Raw genomic sequence first — 17,567 nt, forward strand, 5'->3', positions numbered from 1 at the left:
TGCGGAACTAATCGCCTAAAAGAAAGTCTAACGTGTACTTTCCACCGGTAATTGAGGAGCTTTATGGCAACACGCAAATCAGTTCAGCTGAAGGGTATTTTCCTGCAAGGCAACTTCCCGATGGTCCCTAATGGCCGAACCGTGACACTGCCGAATTCTCGCCAGTCACTTTCCCGTCTTGCTTCCTAACGCAGCGCAGTTCCCCGCTGCCGCCTGACCAGCGTCTGCCTGGTCGGCTTCTCTCCTGACTCATCAAGATCCTGTCGCTCATCCGCGAGCGACGGCTGGACGGTTTCGTCCCGCGTTTTCATAAGAGACAACTTTACATGCAAGTTCAAAAGCTTTCTGCTGCACCAGCTCGACGCAACATCCATACTCTGCTACTGCTGGCGGGTCTCGTATCCAGCCCGTTTGCCTTGGCCCAAAGCGCCTCCACCGCTACGAGCGACGGCACGACCGTCACCGTGAAGATGGGTTACACCACCAGCCCGACCTGGGTGCGGGTATATCTCGACACCGACCGCAATGCCACGACCGGTTATCGCGGCTACAACATCGGTTCGAGCTACCTGATCGAGAACGGCCGCCTGTACCGCTACTCCGGCACCAACGGTGCGTGGGGCTGGACCTTCGTCAAGACCGTCAGCTCGGTCGCGAGCAATGGCGTGGCCACCGTACAGGTGGCGCGTGCCGACATCGGCTCGCCTACCGCCGCCAACGTGGTCACCCAGAGCGAAGCGCCGGTGCGCGTTTCGCCGGTGCTCGCCTTGACGACCAGCACGACGACCAGCCCGACCGGCTGGACCCAGTGCGCCGTCGAGTGGGGCACCTGCTCGTTCAGCGGCACTTCCCAGGTGCGGTACGGCATTCCGACCCGGTACGTCACCAAAACCTTGACTGGCCCAGTCAAGTGCACGAACGCAGTGTTCGGCGATCCCGCGCCGAGCAACACCAAGTACTGCTGGATTCCCTCGACCTCGTCAGGACCGGCCCCGGCGCCATCCCCGACGCCTACTCCGGAACCAAGCCCGACTCCAACTCCAACCCCGACGCCTACTCCGGAACCGACCCCGGAACCGAGCCCGACCCCGACGCCGTCCCCGGCTCCGGGCGCATCGGTGACTGTCAACTACAACCCGAGCGCGGCAACCATCGCCAACCCCGAGCGCGGTCTCTACCGCCACGTCGGTTGCGAAACGCCGCTCAGCCAGACGCAGCTGACGAACTTCCGCACCGCAGATGGCGAGACCCTGATGCTGTGCGTGTTCTACCTGCGTAACTTCGTCAACTCGCCGATCAGCTCGACCACGCTCAACCTGTTCCAGCAGCAGATGGACACGGTGCGCAAGGCCGGCCTGAAAGCGATCGTGCGCTTTGCATACGCCGATGCCAACAACCCGAACGACGCCAAGCCGGCAATGGTGAATACCCACCTGACCCAGCTGCAGCCCTACCTCGCCGCCAACAAGGATGTCATCGCAGTCGTCCAGGCCGGCCTGATCGGCGCCTGGGGCGAATGGGGCAATACCGCGAACTACGGCGATAGCTACAACATGACCGCCCAGAACATGGCGGACCGCAAAGCGGTCGTGGACAAGCTGCTGGCTGTCGTCCCGGCCGAGCGCATGGTGCAGTTGCGCATGCCGCTGTTCAAGATGAAGCTCTATAGCCCGACCGCGCTGACCAGCAGCGAAGCCTTCACCGGCACTGCGAAAGCGCGCCTCGGCCACCATAACGACTGCTTCCTGTCGAACGGGTCGGACTACGGCACCTATGTGAACCCGTCGGTGGAGTATCCCTACCTCGCGGCCGAGACCAACTTCACGGTCGCCGGCGGCGAGACCTGCGCCTACGTTCCGCCGCGCAGCGATTGCCCGACCGCGATCAGCGAAATGTCGAAGTTCCACTGGTCTTACCTGAACCTGGACTACAACACCACGGTGCTCAACGCCTGGCGTTCGAAGGGCTGCTTCACCGAAGTCGAGCAGAAGCTGGGCTATCGCTTCGTCATGAAGACCGGCTCGTTCTCGAGCACGGCGAAGCCGGGTGGCGCCTTTGCTGTCAACCTGTCGATCCAGAACACCGGCTGGGCCGCGCCGTTCAACAGCCGCAACGTGGAACTGGTCTTCCGTAACACCGCGACCAATGCCCTCTACCGTGTCAAGCTGAACGCCGATCCGCGCAGGTGGCAAGCTGGCCAGACCGTGGCCATCAACCAGACCGTGACGCTGCCGTCGACCATGCCGAAGGGCTCCTACGCTCTGCTGTTGAACCTGCCCGATCCGCAGGCCTCGCTGAGCGCCCGTCCGGAGTACTCGATCCAGATGGCGAACACCAGTACCTGGGAAGCCAGTACCGGTTTCAACAACCTGCAGCACACTGTCGGCGTCGCTCCGTAAGGTCGTCTGACCGTGGCCGGTCCTTCCGGACCGGCTCACGTCGCTCGCGCCCGCTGCCTTGCAGCGGGCATTTTTTTTGGCAACTGCACAAGCAGCGATTCAGGAGGATTTCAGGACCGCAGCAATGGTGTCGCGGGCACGGTGAATGCGGCTCCGGACGGTTCCGACGGGACTGTGCATCCGCTCCGCGATCTGTTCGTAGCTCAGGCCTTCGAGTTCGCGTAGCACCAGGGCCGTGCGCTGCTCCTCGGGAAGCTCGTCGAGTACATGGTTGAGCAGTTCGAAAATCTGCTTTGTTTCGAGTTTCGCTTCCGGCGTATCGAAATCCATCTCCGCGGCCGCGTATTGCTGGCTGTTGCCGTTCTCGCCTGCAGGCTCGGCAGCCTGCGGAAAGCGCAACCTGTTGCGGACGAGCGTGCGCTTGGCAGTGTTGATGCCGATGCGGAAGAACCAGGTCGCGAAAGACGACTCGCCGCGAAAAGTGTGGAGGGCGGTGTAAGCCTTGATGAAAGCTTCTTGTGCGACATCCTCGCTTTCGCTCTGATCGCGGAGGAAGGTCGAGAGGTAACGCGTCAGCCTGGTCCTGTAGCGCCTGATGAGTGTTTCGAAGGCGTGCATGTCACCGGCCTGCGCCGCTTTGACGAGTTCCAGGTCGAGTTCCCTTCTACTCTTCATGATCGTCTACAGTGGCCTTTTGGACAGGTTCGCCAAGCATGTAAGCCAGGGTCAGCCGGGGGCGCCGCCGGGGGAGGGGGAAAAGTCTTCCTTCCCAAGAGGAATGGTGTCTACTGCGTCGCAACTTGAAGACAGCATCTCGCCTGCTCTGGCTGTCCATGTGTTGCGCAGTTCACAACGTTGTGGAAGGTCCTGCGCAAGGCGACCGTGGTACTGCGGTTCTGCTCGTTTCAAGCCATTTTTCGCTTTATCTCAACATCGGCTTTGATATCGGTCAATGAGCGAAAGACATTACTCAGGCATAAGATGCCGCAAAGAATCCTTGTTGAAGAAGCGGCCGCTCCCGCGACACGCTTGTCGTCCAGCTCGGACGAAGTCAAAGCAGAAGATCTCTGGATCACATTTACACGATGCATCTTGCCGTGGATGGGTTTCTTCAACCGTTGAATCCGCCAGCGCCGCTTGGGCGACGAGCGGCACGGCGCGGGTCACCGGTATCCGCACGGTCTCCTGGCCCTTGCGCGGCACACTACCGTGTGCTAGACCCTGGTGCCGCCTCACGTAGGCTGTTCATCCGGAACGAGCGCTGCGCCCGCTGACGTCGGCTGATGGTTAAATATGCTCCATGAGCATGCCGTCGCAAGGCGGTCGCACCTGCAGGAGTAAGCCGATGATCGCGAGATTTGCGCAGCCTGACTGGGACGCCATGTTCGCAGTCAATACACCACTTATCGAACTGGCCGTACGCGCCACGGTGCTGTACGGGTGCGGCGTCGAACGCATTCGGCGCCTATGAATCGGTGACGGAAGGGCTGATCCTGATCGCCGTGCTGGTGTTGTGGGACTACGCCCTGAACGCGGCGAGCTACCGCTTCCGTTTCATCGAGCGGCTGGTGTCGGCGCCGCCGATTCCGGTGGTCCGCGATGGAAAGCTCTTGAGACGCAACATGCGGCGCTAATTCCTCACCGAGGACGAACTGATGAGCTCCCTGCGGCAGCAGGAGATCACCAGCCTGGAGGAGGTCAAATTAGCCTATATCGAACGCGACGGCGCCATCACGGTGCGGCGTTCAAGGAAGTAGCGGCTCAGCGCGCCCCGACCAGCTTATGCACCAGCTCGGAGGAGGTCGATGCGGCGAACTTGCGCATCAGGCTGGCGCGGTGCATCTCCACCGTGCGCGGGCTCAGGTCGGTATCGCGCGCGATCATCTTGCTGGTCTTGCCCTCCACCAGCAGCGCCGCGATCTCGCGCTCGCGCGGGGTCAGCTCGGCCGACACCGGCCGTTTTTCGCTCACGTCCTCGAAGGTCCAGACGCCGGCGCCGAGCGGCAGGCCCGGGTCGAGCGCGCTCCCGGTCACGTGGCACCAGAACAGCTCGCCGCTGGCGCGGCGCATGATGCGCTCGTCGGAATAGCGCCCCTTGGCGTTCATGATCGGCACGATGCGGTCGCCCGTGCGCAGGAATTCGTCCATCGTGGGGTAGAGCACGCTGAAGGACTTGCCGTTCAGGTCTCCCTCGGCGTAGCCGAACATGCTTGCCAGGGCCCGGTTGCAGGACTGGATCACGCGATCGGCCGAGACGCACATACCCACCGGCGCGTGCTGGAAGATCATCTCGTAATCGATGGAGGCGGTCGACACTGCGGATGGGTTCACTTGAGGTGGATCGACTGCTCGGTTCATGGACGGGGCCGCCCGTATTTCTACGGTATTGTTATTCAGTACAGCGTATTTTATGCTGAGACTCAAGGGCACCCCGAAAAACCTGCTGCGCGTTGCATTTGCGATCTGCGATGCTTGTCGTACCGCCGTACGACTACGCTTCTCGATCGCAACTGCTGCCGCTCGCGACGGTTTTTCGAGGTGCCCTCTACTCTGTAGTACAGAAGAGCTTTTCGCTTAACCTATAAAAGGGACGGGTATGAACAAAGTGTATCCTGATGCGAAGTCGGCGCTCGCCGGCATCGTTGCAGACGGCCAGACCATCGCCGTGGGCGGCTTCGGCCTGTGCGGCATTCCGGAGGCGCTGATCGCGGCGCTGCGCGATTCCGGCGTCAAGAATCTGACGGCCATTTCGAACAATGCGGGCGTGGACGGCTTCGGCCTGGGCCAGCTGCTGGAAACCCGCCAGATCAAGAAGATGATCTCCTCCTACGTCGGCGAAAACAAGGAATTCGCGCGCCAGTTCCTGGCCGGCGAACTCGAACTCGAATTCACCCCGCAGGGCACGCTGGCCGAGAAGCTGCGCGCCGGCGGCGCCGGCATCCCGGCCTTCTACACCAAGACCGGCTACGGCACCATCGTCGCCGAAGGCAAGGAAACCCGCGAATTCGACGGCGAGCACTACGTGATGGAACGTTCGCTGCTGCCGGACGTCTCGCTGGTGAAAGCATGGAAGGCCGACAAGGCCGGCAACCTCCTGTACCGCAAGACCGCGCGCAACTTCAACCCGAACGTGGCCACCGCGGGCAAGATCTGCATTGTGGAAGTCGAAGAGCTGGTCGAGATCGGCGAGATCGATCCGGACCAGGTGCACACCCCGAGCATCTTCGTGCACCGCATCGTGCATAACCCGACGCCGGAAAAGCGCATCGAACAGCGCACCGTGCGCGCCAACTGAGACTAGAGCGGAGACAGAAACATGGCATGGACTCGTGATGAAATGGCCGCGCGCGCGGCGAAGGAACTGCAGGACGGTTTCTATGTGAACCTGGGCATCGGCCTGCCGACCCTGGTGGCGAACTACGTCCCCAACGATATCGAGGTTTTCCTGCAGTCGGAAAACGGCCTGCTGGGCATCGGCCCCTTCCCGCTTGACGCCGAAGTGGACGCCGACCTGATCAACGCCGGCAAGCAGACCGTCACGGCGCTGCCGGGCGCTGCCTATTTCAGCTCGGCCGACTCCTTCGGCATGATCCGCGGCGGCAAGATCAACCTGGCGATCCTGGGCGCGATGCAGGTGTCCGAGCGCGGCGACCTCGCTAACTGGATGATCCCGGGCAAAATGGTGAAGGGCATGGGCGGCGCGATGGACCTGGTGGCCGGCGTCAAGCGCGTGGTCGTGGTGATGGAACATGTCGCTACCGCCAAGGACGGCTCGACCAGCCACAAGATCCTGCCGAAATGCGACCTGCCGCTGACCGGCGTCGGCGTGGTGGACCGCATCATCACCGACCTGGGCGTCCTCGACGTGACCGATACCGGCCTCAAGCTGGTGGAGCTGGCGCCGGGCGTGACGACCGAGCAGGTGCTGGCGGCGACCGGCTGCGAGCTGGACGTCTCGGCGGTATAAGGAAAACGGGTGGCCTGCGCCGCCCGCCGATAGGCAAGCCCGGCCGCGCGAGCGCCCGGGCTTGTTTTCATTCCGGCGTCCAGACGTACTGGACACCCGTCCATGCGCGCACCGGTTTGCCCTCGAGCGTGGCCGGCCTGAATCTGCACTTGACCAGCGCCGTACGCGCCGCCTCGTCGAGGCTGGGATAGCCGCTCGATTTCTGGATTCTCGACTCCACGACCCATCCATCGGGTCCGATGAGAAATTGCATCGTGACCGTGCCGGCGTTCTTCAGTCGCGCATCTTCGTCGGGATAGACCGGCCTGCTGCAGGTGCTGGTGTCGAAGGCCGAGCGCGGCTTCGGCGCCGCCTCTTCTGGCGCGGCATGCGCCAGGCCAGCCGATGCGCCTGCCAAGAACATGGCGAATACGGGGGCGTGCGGCCAGGCGCGCTGGAACAGAATGACGAAACGGTTCATGCAGGTCATGCGATCTCCTTGGTGGGCGGCGTGCTGCGCCTCAGGCTGGCGGTATTCCGCAAGCAGCGCAGCGTAACACGAGTACTGCCGAGCTCCTACTTCAGCTCGGCCAAGCGCATGCGCAGCCGCTGCGCATGCGCCTCGTTGGCGGGCGACTTCAGGAGTTCGCCCAGTGCCAGTCGTTCAGCGGTGCGCAGGGCGTCGGCTGCCTTCACTTTCACGTCCGGCGCCACGCCGCTGCCTTCCCAGTTGGTCTTGCTGACCGGATTGATCGCCCGGCCGCTGGGAATGAACACCGACAGGTGGGGGTGGATCCGGTACACGCGGCCGGGATGCGCGCCCCCGCGCCTCGAAAGCCAGGGTGGAGATCAGGAGGGGGGCAAGCAGCAGGAGAGAAGACAGCTTCATGACGCTCCGTAGGTGAGGAGAGGGTGGGCGGCGGCGGGCGTCCCCAGCCGCCACGATGAGGCTGGGTGAAGGCTTACTCCAGCGTCCAGACGTACTGCACCGCGGTCCAGGCCTCGACCGGCTTGCCCTTGGTCATGGCCGGCCTGAACGTGCACTTGGTCAGTGCGGTATGCGCAGCCTCGTCGAGCGCCACGTGGCCGGACGATTTGGTGACCTTCGATTCCTTGACCTTGCCGTTCTTGCCGACCAGGAAGCCGAGGGTGACGGTGCCGGTATGCTGCAGCTTGATCGATTCGGCCGGGTAGTACGGCCGCTTGCAGGTGTCGAAGTTGGCCACGGCCTCGCTATCCTTCTTGACCGGGGTCGTGGGCGCCGCATGGGCAAAGCTTGCGGCGCCGATGACCAGTCCCAGTACGGGAATGGCCGCCTTCCAGTTCAACGCCTGTGTATCGGGACGAACCAATCGTTTGATGCGTGACATAAGATCTCCTCCGTTGGCCGCCTGGGCCAGGTGGTGGGTTGAGAACTGGAGTTTTTCCAGTTCGGATAGGGCCAGGGCCAGGCGCCGCGGTTCGCCCAGTATCCTTGCCGCGTGATCGTCGGCGATCTGTTCCCGCTCCACTCGGATGCGGCTTGAAATCCACCAGACCGCCGGGTGGTAGAAGAGCAGGGTCTCGACCAGGTTCTGGCCGAGGTTGACGAGGTAGTCGTGGCGCTTGATGTGGGCCAGTTCATGGGCCAGCAGCGCTTCCAGCAGGTGGGCCGGCATGCCGGACACCAGCGAGGCGGGCACCAGCACGACCGGTCGCCACCAGCCGGCGGTAATCGGGCTGCCGAGGCGTTCGACCACGCGCAGGCGTACGGCCCGGTCGATGCCGAACTGCGTCGCCATGCGTTCGATGCGCGCCTGCCACGCCGGGTCGGCGCGCTCGTGCGTGGCGGCGCGCTCGATCCACAGCAGCCCGGCCACCATGCGCAGGGCCATCGCCAGGGCGCACACGGCCCAGGTGCCCACGATCCAGGTCAGCTGGTCCGCCAGCAGGGCGCCCCAGCCCTCGTCGACGGGCGAGCCGGCTATCAGGCCGGCGGCGAACAGCACCATCGCATCGCCGCCGTCGCTGCCGCCGCCCTGCAGGCGCAGCGCCAGCTCAAGAGCGGGCCAGGCCAGGCACAGGAACAGGCCAGTGCAGGCGACCAGGTAGCGCGATTCGGGTCGCCTGTTGCGCAGCACGGTCAGCAGGGTGGCGGTGGCGCAGCCGATCAGCGCGCCCTGCCACAGGAAGTGGACCAGGGTCCAGCCGACGCTGGCGACGAGGTCGGCGGCGTTCATTTCTTCACCCCGGCCTTGTCCTCCGGCTTGTCCTCACGCAGCAGTTCCTCGATCTCTTCCCGTTCCTTCTTCGAGATGCCGGTCTTCAGCGCGGCCAGCACCAGGGCCTTGGCCGAACCGGCGAAGGCGCGCTGCATCAGGTCCTTCAGCAGGTTGCTCTCGACCGAGTCCTGGGCGTGGGCCGGGGCGTAGACGTGCGAGCGTTCGCTCTCGTCGCGCACCAGGAGGCCCTTGCCGTGCATGATCTGCATCAGGCGCAGCACGGTGGCGTAGGTGACTTCGGGCTTGGTCTTCTGCATTTCCTGGTGCACCTGCTTGGCGGTGCCCGAGGCCATTGGCCACAGGACTTGCAGCAGTTCGAGTTCGGCCGGGGTCGGCTTGGGAGTATCGGGTTTGCGTGGCATGAGCGTCCTCATTGGTTCGGTCAGGTCTAGAATAGTGTGTCTAGACACTGATGTCTACTCTTTTCGCGTGTCGTGCGTGCTTCATGCGCGGTGGGTAGTCCGGCTTGCTGGCGTTCTGGTTCGAGCGTGGGCCAGCGCCGGGATCAGCTTGGTGCTGCGCCGCATGAAAAAACGGCCCGGCCGACTACGCGACCGGGCCGTCATGGCCTTGCTTCAGCGAGGCGAATCAGCCGCTCAGAGCATGCCTGCGCCGTCCAGGCTGGTGCCGATCACGCCGACCAGCTCCACCTTTTCGGTCGAGCCGGCAAACTGCAGCAGCACGTCGCCCCGGTCGAGGGCGCCGCTGTCGAGCAGTTCCGTCCAGTACGCGACTTCCACGTCGCTGCCGGTGCGGTGCATGGCGTGCTGGTAGAGCGCTTGCGTGAAGCCCTGGTTGTCGAGCGCGCCGTAGGACGCCTGTGCCTCGCTCGAGGCAAGGAAGTGGTCGGCGATCCGGTCCAGCGAGACGCCGGCTTCCGACAGCGACAGCCAGTGGTTCATGCCGGCGCTGTCCGGCGCGCGGTCGAACAGCGTGGCATACATGCGCACCAGCGCGCCGATGTCGCTGTCGCCGAGTGCCAGGTCCTGGACCGCGGGCCTGGCCAGCTTCTCCGCCGAGTCCGTGATGTGGAGCGCCAGCTCGGCACGCGTGAGGGCGCCGGACGCCAGCACGCCGGTCCAGTGCTGCAGGCCACCGGCGTCGACGCCACGTTCCAGGCTACGGCTGTACAGTGCCGACACGAAGTCGGCATCGCCGCCGGCCTGGAGCTGCGCTTCGCCGCTCGCCAGCATGTGACGCGCGACATCCGCCAGCGATGCGCCGCGGCCGAGCGCGGCCAGCCAGGCATCCACCCCGGCCGCATCGGCCTCGCGTCCCAGCACCGCCTCGTACAGGCGCTCGATGCTGCCGCGTGCGCTGGTGTCGGCCGCCGCGCTGGTGAAGCGCAGGACCTCGACGTTGGCGATGGTATCGGTGCCGTCCGCACCGCCATTCCTGTGCGCCAGCACCAGGTGGCCGTCGACGAAGCGGGCGACGTAGTCGGCACGGCCGCTGCCGACCAGCTGGACGGTATCGATGCCGCTGCCGCCGTCGACCAGGTCGTCGCCAAGGCCGCCGAACACGATGTCGTCGCCCTCGTCGCCATAGATCTTGTCGTTGCCGCCGGCGCTGCCGACGATGTCGTTGCCGGCGCCGCCGTGCAGGACATCGTCGTCGGCGCCGAGGATGATGGTCTGGCTGGCGCCGTCGCCCCACACGGTCTGCGAACCGGCGCCGCCTGTCACCCGGACCGCGCCGACGATGGCCGCGAAGTCGACGTTCTGCAGCTCGATGGTCGAGCCGGACGGCAGGCCCTGGGCGTCGATCACCAGCGCCGACAGCGGGGCGCCGGTCGAAGGCGCGGCGCCCTGGATCACCAGCGGACCGGTGGCGGCGGTGGCGCCCGGCGCCACGGTCGGCACCACGGTCTGCACCAGCAGGTTGGCATTGGCCGGAAGGCTCGACAGGAAACCGGAACCGCCGCCCGTCATCTGGGCCTGGTCGTGCGAACCGGCCTGGGTGACCCCTTTGATCTCGCGGATCAGGTTGGTGATGGCATCGGCCACGCCGGATGCCCCGGAGCCGGTCACCTGCAGGCCGACGCCGACCGGCACCTGGGCTCCCAGCACGGTGGCGCCACCGCTGCTCACCAGCGGGATGTCGGCGACGTCATTGTTGCCGACGGATTCGCTGCGGGTCGGCACGACCACCGGGATCGTGATCACCTGGCTGATGCTGCCATCGGCGTTGCTGCGGGTTCCGGTGCCGACACTGACGCCGTCGATGACGGTGGTCGGCGGCGCTGCCGCGTCCACGCGCACCGCCAGCGACTGGGTATCCGTGCCGAACGCGTTGCTTGCGCTCACGTTAACGTCGTAGACGTTGTCCGCGCCCGTATCCAGCGCCGCGCCAAAGGACGGCGCACTGATGAAGCGCAGCGCGCCGGTGGCGGCATCGATCGTGAACAGCGCCGCGTCGGCGCCGCCGGTGATGGCGTAGCTCACGCCTTCGCCGGCCTGCACCGTGGTGACCGCGGTTGCGCCCTCGGTCAGGCCGAGGGTGGCGATCGGCAGGCCGCCGTTGCTGGTGATGACCGGGCCGATCACGACCAGGCCGCCCGGATCGGTGATGCTGCCGTTGACCACGCCGTCGGCGTCGAACATGCCGCCGTCGGTGAGCGAGAAAGTGACCTTGGTCTTGCTGCCCACCGTGGTCACGGGCGCCGCCAGGTTGACCCAGTTGTTGGATGCGTCCAGCTTGTAGTAGCCATTGACCTTGTACGCGCTGTCGACGTAGATGCTGACCTCGACGGTGCCGCCAGGAGTGACGCCGCCGATGGTGAAGTCGAACTGGCCGACCGGCATCTTGACGTGGCGCGGCAGGCCATTGGCGGCCGGGATGCTGCTGACCGCGCCCAGGCTCAGGCCGGGCGCTACCTCGAGGGTGGCGAATGGCGCGCCCGCCGCTACCGTCGGCAGCGAGGCCACGTTCAGCTGGCTACTATCGGGCATGCCGTCGCCGTTGCCGTCGCCGAATCCGCCATGCGCGCCCGGTACCGGATCTTCGGTGCTGTTCGGGCGCCCGTCGTTGTCGATGTCGTTGTCGTTCTGGTCCGGGATCCCGTCGCCGTCCAGGTCGGCCAGCACGGTGACCGACAGCGCCTGGTTGTCGATGGCGCCGTGGCCGTCCTGCGCGCTGACGGTGACTTCGTAGACGTGGTCACGGTCGCTGTCGAGCGCCTGCGCGTGCGACGGGGTGGCGATGAAGCGCAGCACGCCGGTCGCGGCGTCGATCTCGAACAGCGCGGCGTCGCTGCCGCCGGCGATCGCATAGGTGATCGCATGGGACTCGGCGTCGGTGGCGCTGACGGTGGTCACCGCACGCTGTTTCTCGGCAACGCTCAAGGCCGCCGTCGCGCCCCCGCCGTTGCTGCCGATGACCGGCGCCGCATTGAAGGTGACGGCATGGGCAGCGCCGGCGTCGTAGCCGGCGGTCGCCATATTGCCGGCGCCATCGGCGATGCCCGTGCCCCCCGTCTTCAGGCCGAGTTCCAGGCTGCCGTTGCCGCTGATGCCGCTCACGCTCACGGTCCAGGTGGTGCCGGAACCGCTGATGCCGGCCAGGGTGCCGGTGGCGCTGCCGCCGGTCCCGAGCACGAAGTCGCCCAGATCGAGTCCGCTGACCGCCTCGTCGAACACGACGGTGAAGTCGATGCCGGTGGCGTCCGGAGGCGGATTGCCGGCGACGCTGATCGCGGTCACGTGCGGCAGGATCGCATCGACCCACACATTGGCGGCGCCGCTTCGCTGCGTCACCTGGCCGGCGTCGTCGGTGACGCTCACCGCGACGTTGCGATTGCCTGCGTCGATGTCGGCCGCGACGATCGTGTAGCTGGCGCTCCAGGTGGCGCCGCTGGCGCTGCCGGCCACGGTACCGCCGCCGAACTGGCTGAAGTCGAACTGGACGTTGGCAACGTCGGCATTTGCATCGCTGGCGTTGTTCCAGGTCGCGGTGACCACGTCGCCGACCCGGTAGGCGCCGCCGCTGCCGGTGGCGCCGGACAGGGCCAGGGCGCCCGCGCTCACGCTTGGGGCCTGGTTGTCGACCGACGCGTTGGCGCCGTCCACGCGGGTGGTGCTGTTGCCGGCATTGTCGGTCACGGTGACGGCCACGTTGCGGTTTCCGGCATCGATGCTGCCCGCGGTTACCTGGTAGCTGGCGCTCCACACGCCACCCGCCAGCACGGCTGCCGCCGCGGCAGGGCCGCCGAAGGCGCTGAAGTCGACGCTGACGGCGGCGGTGTCGGCATTGCGGTCGCCGTCGGGGCCGTCGTTCCAGGTCACGGTGACGGTGTCGCCGGTGACGAAGCTGCCGTCGGCGCCGCTGGCTCCGCCGATGCCGATGTGGGGGGCGCTCACGTTCGGGGCCAGGGTGTCGCCGCCGATCGTGAGCGGCAGCGACGCGGCGTTGGCGTTGCCGGCCGCGTCGACGAAGCGCGCGCCCGCGACGCCGATGGCGCCGGACAGGCTGTCGATGCCGGCGGTCGGCGTGAAGGTCGCCGTATAGACCTTGCTGTCGGAGGTCACGGCCAGGTTGCTCAGCGTGCCGCCGGTGACCGTGATGTCGTCGATACCGAAGCCGGTCGGCGTCTCGTTGAACGTGAAGCTGACCGTGGCTTGCTCGCCGGCGCGGAACGTGCCGCGGTCGCTGCCGATCACCACGCTTGGCGCCAGGGTGTCGCCGCCGATGGCGGCGTTGACGGCGCTGGCGATGTTGGCCAGGCCGCCGGCGTCGGTGAAGGCGCCGGCGCCGACCGAGATCGTGGCGGCCAGGTTCTGCGCGCCCGCGTCCGGGGTGAAGGTGGCGGTATAGACCTTGTCGTTCTGCGGGTCGGCCGTGAGGGCGCCCAGGCTGCCGCCGGTCACGCTGACGTCGGCGGCGGCGAAGCCGACCGGGGTCTTGCTGAAGGTGAAGGTGACCAGGGTGCTGCCGCCCACGCCGAGGGAGTTCTGCGCGGCCGTGATCGCCACCGTCGGCGGCGAACTGACCGCGATCGCCAGCGCTTCCTCGTAGGTATTGCCGGCGGCGTCGGTGCTGCGCACGCGCACCGATTTCACGCCCTCGCCGAGGGCGCCCGCGTCGAGGGCGCGCAGGGTGCCGCCGACGATCGCGAACGCGGCATTGTCGGTCGAACCGTCGCCGCTCACCAGGCTGTAGGTGAAGCTGTCCTGGGTGTTGGCGTCGACGCTGCCGAGGTTGCCGACCACGGCGTTGGCGCCGTCCAGGGTGGTGATGGCGGCGTTGCTCAGGACGATGTCGGTCGGGGCCGCGCCGTCCACGCGGATCGCCTTGTTGGCGCCGAGGGAGCCGGCGGCGCCGGGCGCCGGCAGCGTGAGGCTGGCATCGTTGCCGAGCGCGTCGCGGATGCTGCCGCCGCCGAGCAGCAGGGAGGCTGTGCCGGCCAGGTCGAGGTCGGCGGACAGGTCGCCCGCCTGCACCGTGTAGCTGAAGCTGATGGTGTTGGTGCCGCTGCCGCCGCTGTAGGTCGCGATGCGGTCGGTGGCGCCGGTGTCGAGCTGCAGGCCCGGTTGCCCGGTGACGGTGACCGCCTCCGAGAAGCTCAGCTGAATCGCGATGGTGTCGCCCAGCTTGTAGCTGCCGTTCGCGCTGCTGGCGCTCACCGAGGTGACGGCCGGCGCCAGGGTGTCGCCGCCGATGGCGGCGTTGACGGTGCTGGCGACGTTGGCCAGGCCGCCGGCGTCGGTGAAGGCGCCGGCGCCGACCGAGATCGTGGCCGCCAGGTTCTGCACGCCCGCGTCCGGGGTAAAGGTGGCGGTATAGACCTTGTCGTTCTGCGGGTCGGCCGTGAGGGCGCCCAGGCTGCCGCCGGTCACGCTGACGTCGGCGGCGGCGAAGCCGACCGGGGTCTTGCTGAAGGTGAAGGTGACCAGGGTGCTGCCGCCCACGCCGAGGGAGTTCTGCGCGGCCGTGATCGCCACCGTCGGCGGCGAGCTGACCGCGATCGACAGCGCTTCCTCGTAGGTATTGCCGGCGGCGTCGGTGCTGCGCACGCGCACCGATCTCACGCCTTCGCCGAGGGCGCCCGCGTCGAGGGCGCGCAGGGTGCCGCCGACGATCGCGAACGCGGCATTGTCGGTCGAACCGTCGCCGCTCACCAGGCTGTAGGTGAAGCTGTCCTGGGTGTTGGCGTCGACGCTGCCGAGGTTGCCGACCACGGCGTTGGCGCCGTCCAGGGTGGTGATGGCGGCGTTGCTCAGGACGATGTCGGTCGGGGCCGCGCCGTCCACGCGGATCGCCTTGTTGGCACCGAGCGAGCCGGCGGCGCCGGGCGTAGCCAGGGTCAGGACGGCGTCGTTGCCGGCGCCGTCCTTGATGGCGCCGCCATTGAGCTGGAGCGCGCCGGTGCCGGCCACGTCGAGGTCGGCCGAGACCTGGCCCTGCTGCACCGTGTAGCTGAACACCAGGGTGTTGCTGCCGTTGCCGCCGACGCGGGTGGCGACGCCGCCGTTATCCAGCAGCAGCGTGGGCGCGCCGGTGACGTACACCGCTTCCGAGAACTGCACCTGGATCAGGATGGCGGCGCCGGCCTTGTAGGCGCCGTCCGCCGTGGTCGAGGTGATGTTGGTCACGGTCGGCGCCACGACGTCGCGGCCGTTCATGGTGAAGCTGACCGGGTTCGAGGTGGCGCCGTCGCCGTCGGAGACGGTGAGCGAGAACACGCGCTGGCCCGGGGTGGGCGCGGTGAACAGCAGGTTGGCGATCAGTTCCTGGACCCTCGCCGGGGTGGCGCCCGCGTCGCTGAATGCGATCACGAGGTTGCGGCCGGCCTGGCCGTCGTGGATCCCGTCGACCTGGCCGATGGCGGTCCAGGAGCCGCCCTGGTAGAGGAACAGCATATCGCCGGCGTGGATGCTGCCCCCGGCGCTGGCGCTGTCGGCGCCGAATGCCAGGAAGCCGCTGTTGGCGGCATCGAAGACGAACTGGCCGTTGGCGGTGCCTGAGCTGCGGGTGATGGAGAGCTGGCCGCCCGCGAAATCGCTGCTGTCGGCATCGCTGACGATGACCGGCAGGCTGTTCATCTGGTCGTCGATGTACGCGCCCTCGAGCACCGGATCCACGCCCGGCGTGAAGTCGGTGGCATCGCCGTGCAGTTCGCCGATGGTCGGCGCCACGTTGCTGACCAGGCCGAAGTCCGCCGACGATCCGGTGGTGAAATAGATGTTGCGCAGGTTCGGCGTGCCGCCGTCCTGGGCCAGGACCATGATGCTGCCGTCGTCCTTGACCATGAACGTGCGTTCCGAGAAATACTCGGTGCTGCTCTGCGTGCTCAGCAGGGGCAGCCTCGCCTCGCCCTGGAAGCCCTTCTGCCACACCGCGCCGTCGTCGCGCATCACGTAGATGTCGGTCGCGCTGTTGTCCAGGGCGCGCGAGTTCACCAGCATGTGGAGTTTGCCGTTGGCCAGTTGCAGCCCGCCGACGATGTTGGCGCGCGCATCCTGCAGCACGGTCTCGGTCGCCCAGGCCCCGGATTCGTTACTCAGGATATTCAGCTTGGAGCCCGAGACGCTGTTGTCCGGGTTGGTGGTGCGCAGCGAATAGCCGATGTAGAAGTGGCCATTGCCGTCGCTGGTCATGGTGAAGGCCGAGGTCAGGTTGTCGGCGATCTTGGTGGCGGTGCCGAAGCTGGCGCTGCCTGCGGCCTTGGTGGCGTAGTACAGGTTGCCGTAATAGGTGTTCTGGGAATCCTCGCGCACGTAGAACAGATGCACCGTCCCATTCGCGTCGGTGAAGGCGGTCGGGGTCTTGAGCTCGTCCGTTGCCGAGTTGGTGGTGAGGATCGTCGAGGTGGTCCAGCTGGCGCCGCCATTGGTGCTGGTCGCGTACTTGATGGTGTAGTCGCGGACTGGGTCCCAGGTATGGGCGTAGTTGTACACGGCATGCAGGGTGCCGTCCGGGGACATGCTGAGCACCGGATCGTTGTAGTTGCGCGCGCCGTTGGGGTGCGAAGCCTCGTCGATGGTCGTGGTGGTCCAGGTGCGGCTCGTCATGTCGAACTCGCCGAACTTAATGCCACGCATCGAATCGATCGAGCTGGTCACGTCTTTCGCATGCCGGAACAGCAGGTCGAGATTGCCCGCCGCGTCGACGCGCAGCGACAGGTCGTCCGAGAACGAGGTGTCGCCGGTCATCGCCGTCGTCAGGGTGGTCACCGTGGTCCAGGCGGCGCCGGTCCATTGCTTGATGGCGATCGCCGTCTGGTCCAGCTTATGGGCCAGGAAGATGTTGCCTGCGGCATCCTTCGCCAGGCTGCTGAAAGCCCAGGTGTTCTGGCTGTAGGTATGCACCGTGCCCGCGCTCAGCGCCAGGATCGGCGACCAGGCGGCGCCGTCGGCGAATGCAGTGCCGCTGTCGATCTGTCCGGCCGCGATTTCCAGCTGCCAGTCGCCACCTGCGGCCGCGCCGCCGGTGGCATCGTCCGACGCCGCCACGTCGGCGCCGGTCGCCTGCGCCAGGGTCTGCAGGAAGTCCGCGCCGGCGCTGCCCGCGCCGGTGTCGCAGCCGTACAGCAGGATGTCGCCGTCCTGGTGCAGGGCGGCGCCGATCTCGGCCAGCACGTCGGCATGCTGCTTCAGGTAGGCGGCGTCGACGACGACGTCACCCAGTTCCAGCATGCCGGCGGCGCCATGGCCCAGCAGGTGGATCGCATCGAGATTGCTGCGGCCGTCGAGGGTCCGCGCGATCTGCGCGAAACCGTCGCCTGCCGGGTCGAGAATGACGATCTCGATGTCGGGACGCATGCCTGCAATGAGCGTCTCGAGATCTGCCAGGTTGGCGTTGACGAAGGCGATTTCCTGGCGGGGCGCCATGGTGTGGTCCGGCATGCTGTGTCCTTGAATGTTGCAATGAATGTTCGTAATTTTCTCCGCGGCAAGCATCTTACGTAACTACTGTTCGGCTGTATAGGCGAGTTATTGAACAATCAAGGCTTTTCAGACACAT

General features: G+C 66.4%; 13 protein-coding genes. 5 read left to right on the forward strand and 8 right to left on the reverse strand.

From position 1 onward, the window contains the following. Positions 1-416: 416 nt before the first annotated feature. Positions 417-2,399 (forward strand): DUF4832 domain-containing protein, encoded by a 1,983-nt coding sequence (locus ACK6C6_RS08650; protein WP_409266926.1) that lies wholly within the window; start codon positions 417-419, stop codon positions 2,397-2,399. A gap of 99 nt (positions 2,400-2,498) precedes the next feature. Here ACK6C6_RS08650 and ACK6C6_RS08655 read toward each other — a convergent pair whose 3' ends face one another. Both ACK6C6_RS08655 and ACK6C6_RS08660 read right to left on the reverse strand, forming a co-directional pair. Beyond that, positions 2,499-3,074 (reverse strand): sigma-70 family RNA polymerase sigma factor, encoded by a 576-nt coding sequence (locus tag ACK6C6_RS08655; protein WP_209586314.1) that lies wholly within the window; start codon positions 3,072-3,074, stop codon positions 2,499-2,501. Between the two features lie 230 nt (positions 3,075-3,304). Beyond that, a complete protein-coding gene (locus tag ACK6C6_RS08660) occupies positions 3,305-3,514 on the reverse strand; it encodes a hypothetical protein (RefSeq protein WP_409266928.1) in 210 nt (69 codons plus the stop codon). 360 nt (positions 3,515-3,874) lie between these two features. Between ACK6C6_RS08660 and ACK6C6_RS08665 the strand changes: the two genes are divergently transcribed. After that, a complete protein-coding gene (locus ACK6C6_RS08665; RefSeq protein WP_409266929.1) occupies positions 3,875-4,033 on the forward strand; it encodes a hypothetical protein in 159 nt (52 codons plus the stop codon). Between the two features lie 18 nt (positions 4,034-4,051). Continuing rightward, positions 4,052-4,156, forward strand: a complete 105-nt coding sequence (locus tag ACK6C6_RS08670; RefSeq protein WP_409267315.1) for a YetF domain-containing protein — start codon at positions 4,052-4,054, stop codon at positions 4,154-4,156. A gap of 4 nt (positions 4,157-4,160) precedes the next feature. Here ACK6C6_RS08670 and ACK6C6_RS08675 read toward each other — a convergent pair whose 3' ends face one another. Then, positions 4,161-4,757 (reverse strand): LuxR C-terminal-related transcriptional regulator, encoded by a 597-nt coding sequence (locus ACK6C6_RS08675; protein WP_209586317.1) that lies wholly within the window; start codon positions 4,755-4,757, stop codon positions 4,161-4,163. A gap of 238 nt (positions 4,758-4,995) precedes the next feature. Between ACK6C6_RS08675 and ACK6C6_RS08680 the strand changes: the two genes are divergently transcribed. Then, a complete protein-coding gene (locus ACK6C6_RS08680) occupies positions 4,996-5,694 on the forward strand; it encodes a CoA transferase subunit A (protein ID WP_036206847.1) in 699 nt (232 codons plus the stop codon). A 21-nt stretch (positions 5,695-5,715) separates the two neighbouring features. Continuing rightward, complete coding sequence (locus tag ACK6C6_RS08685) at positions 5,716-6,366, forward strand: 3-oxoacid CoA-transferase subunit B (protein WP_209586318.1); 651 nt, start codon at positions 5,716-5,718, stop codon at positions 6,364-6,366. Between the two features lie 67 nt (positions 6,367-6,433). On the opposite strand, the gene ACK6C6_RS08690 is transcribed toward ACK6C6_RS08685, so the two are convergent. The 5 genes from ACK6C6_RS08690 to ACK6C6_RS08710 all read right to left on the reverse strand — a co-directional run bounded on the left by ACK6C6_RS08690 (position 6,434) and on the right by ACK6C6_RS08710 (position 17,449). Next, the gene (locus ACK6C6_RS08690) at positions 6,434-6,835 is read right to left on the reverse strand and encodes an energy transducer TonB (RefSeq protein ID WP_409266930.1); all 402 of its coding nucleotides are present in this window, start codon (positions 6,833-6,835) and stop codon (positions 6,434-6,436) included. 86 nt (positions 6,836-6,921) lie between these two features. Beyond that, positions 6,922-7,149, reverse strand: a complete 228-nt coding sequence (locus ACK6C6_RS08695) for a hypothetical protein (protein ID WP_409266931.1) — start codon at positions 7,147-7,149, stop codon at positions 6,922-6,924. Between the two features lie 158 nt (positions 7,150-7,307). Next, positions 7,308-8,564 (reverse strand): TonB family protein, encoded by a 1,257-nt coding sequence (locus ACK6C6_RS08700; protein WP_409266932.1) that lies wholly within the window; start codon positions 8,562-8,564, stop codon positions 7,308-7,310. Then, positions 8,561-8,968: a BlaI/MecI/CopY family transcriptional regulator gene (locus tag ACK6C6_RS08705; RefSeq protein ID WP_209586322.1), complete on the reverse strand. Its 408-nt coding sequence runs from the start codon at positions 8,966-8,968 to the stop codon at positions 8,561-8,563. Before ACK6C6_RS08705 ends, ACK6C6_RS08700 begins: the two co-directional genes overlap by 4 nt. 234 nt (positions 8,969-9,202) lie before the next feature. Beyond that, entirely contained in the window at positions 9,203-17,449 is an 8,247-nt protein-coding gene (locus tag ACK6C6_RS08710; protein WP_409266934.1) for an Ig-like domain-containing protein, read from the reverse strand. Positions 17,450-17,567: the final 118 nt, after the last annotated feature.

The organism is Massilia sp. BHUDP2 (genome assembly GCF_046236355.1).
GTDB classification, from domain to species: domain Bacteria; phylum Pseudomonadota; class Gammaproteobacteria; order Burkholderiales; family Burkholderiaceae_D; genus Telluria; species Telluria varians.

Bases quoted from the DNA above. Each gene is read 5' to 3' on its own strand.
- ACK6C6_RS08655 (WP_209586314.1), bottom strand. From the start codon at position 3,074: ATGAAGAGTAGAAGGGAACTCGACCTGGAACTCGTCAAAGCGGCGCAG.
- ACK6C6_RS08675 (WP_209586317.1), bottom strand. From the start codon at position 4,757: ATGAACCGAGCAGTCGATCCACCTCAAGTGAACCCATCCGCAGTGTCG.
- ACK6C6_RS08680 (WP_036206847.1), top strand. From the start codon at position 4,996: ATGAACAAAGTGTATCCTGATGCGAAGTCGGCGCTCGCCGGCATCGTT.
- ACK6C6_RS08685 (WP_209586318.1), top strand. From the start codon at position 5,716: ATGGCATGGACTCGTGATGAAATGGCCGCGCGCGCGGCGAAGGAACTG.
- ACK6C6_RS08690 (WP_409266930.1), bottom strand. From the start codon at position 6,835: ATGACCTGCATGAACCGTTTCGTCATTCTGTTCCAGCGCGCCTGGCCG.
- ACK6C6_RS08700 (WP_409266932.1), bottom strand. From the start codon at position 8,564: ATGAACGCCGCCGACCTCGTCGCCAGCGTCGGCTGGACCCTGGTCCAC.
- ACK6C6_RS08705 (WP_209586322.1), bottom strand. From the start codon at position 8,968: ATGCCACGCAAACCCGATACTCCCAAGCCGACCCCGGCCGAACTCGAA.
- ACK6C6_RS08710 (WP_409266934.1), bottom strand. From the start codon at position 17,449: ATGCCGGACCACACCATGGCGCCCCGCCAGGAAATCGCCTTCGTCAAC.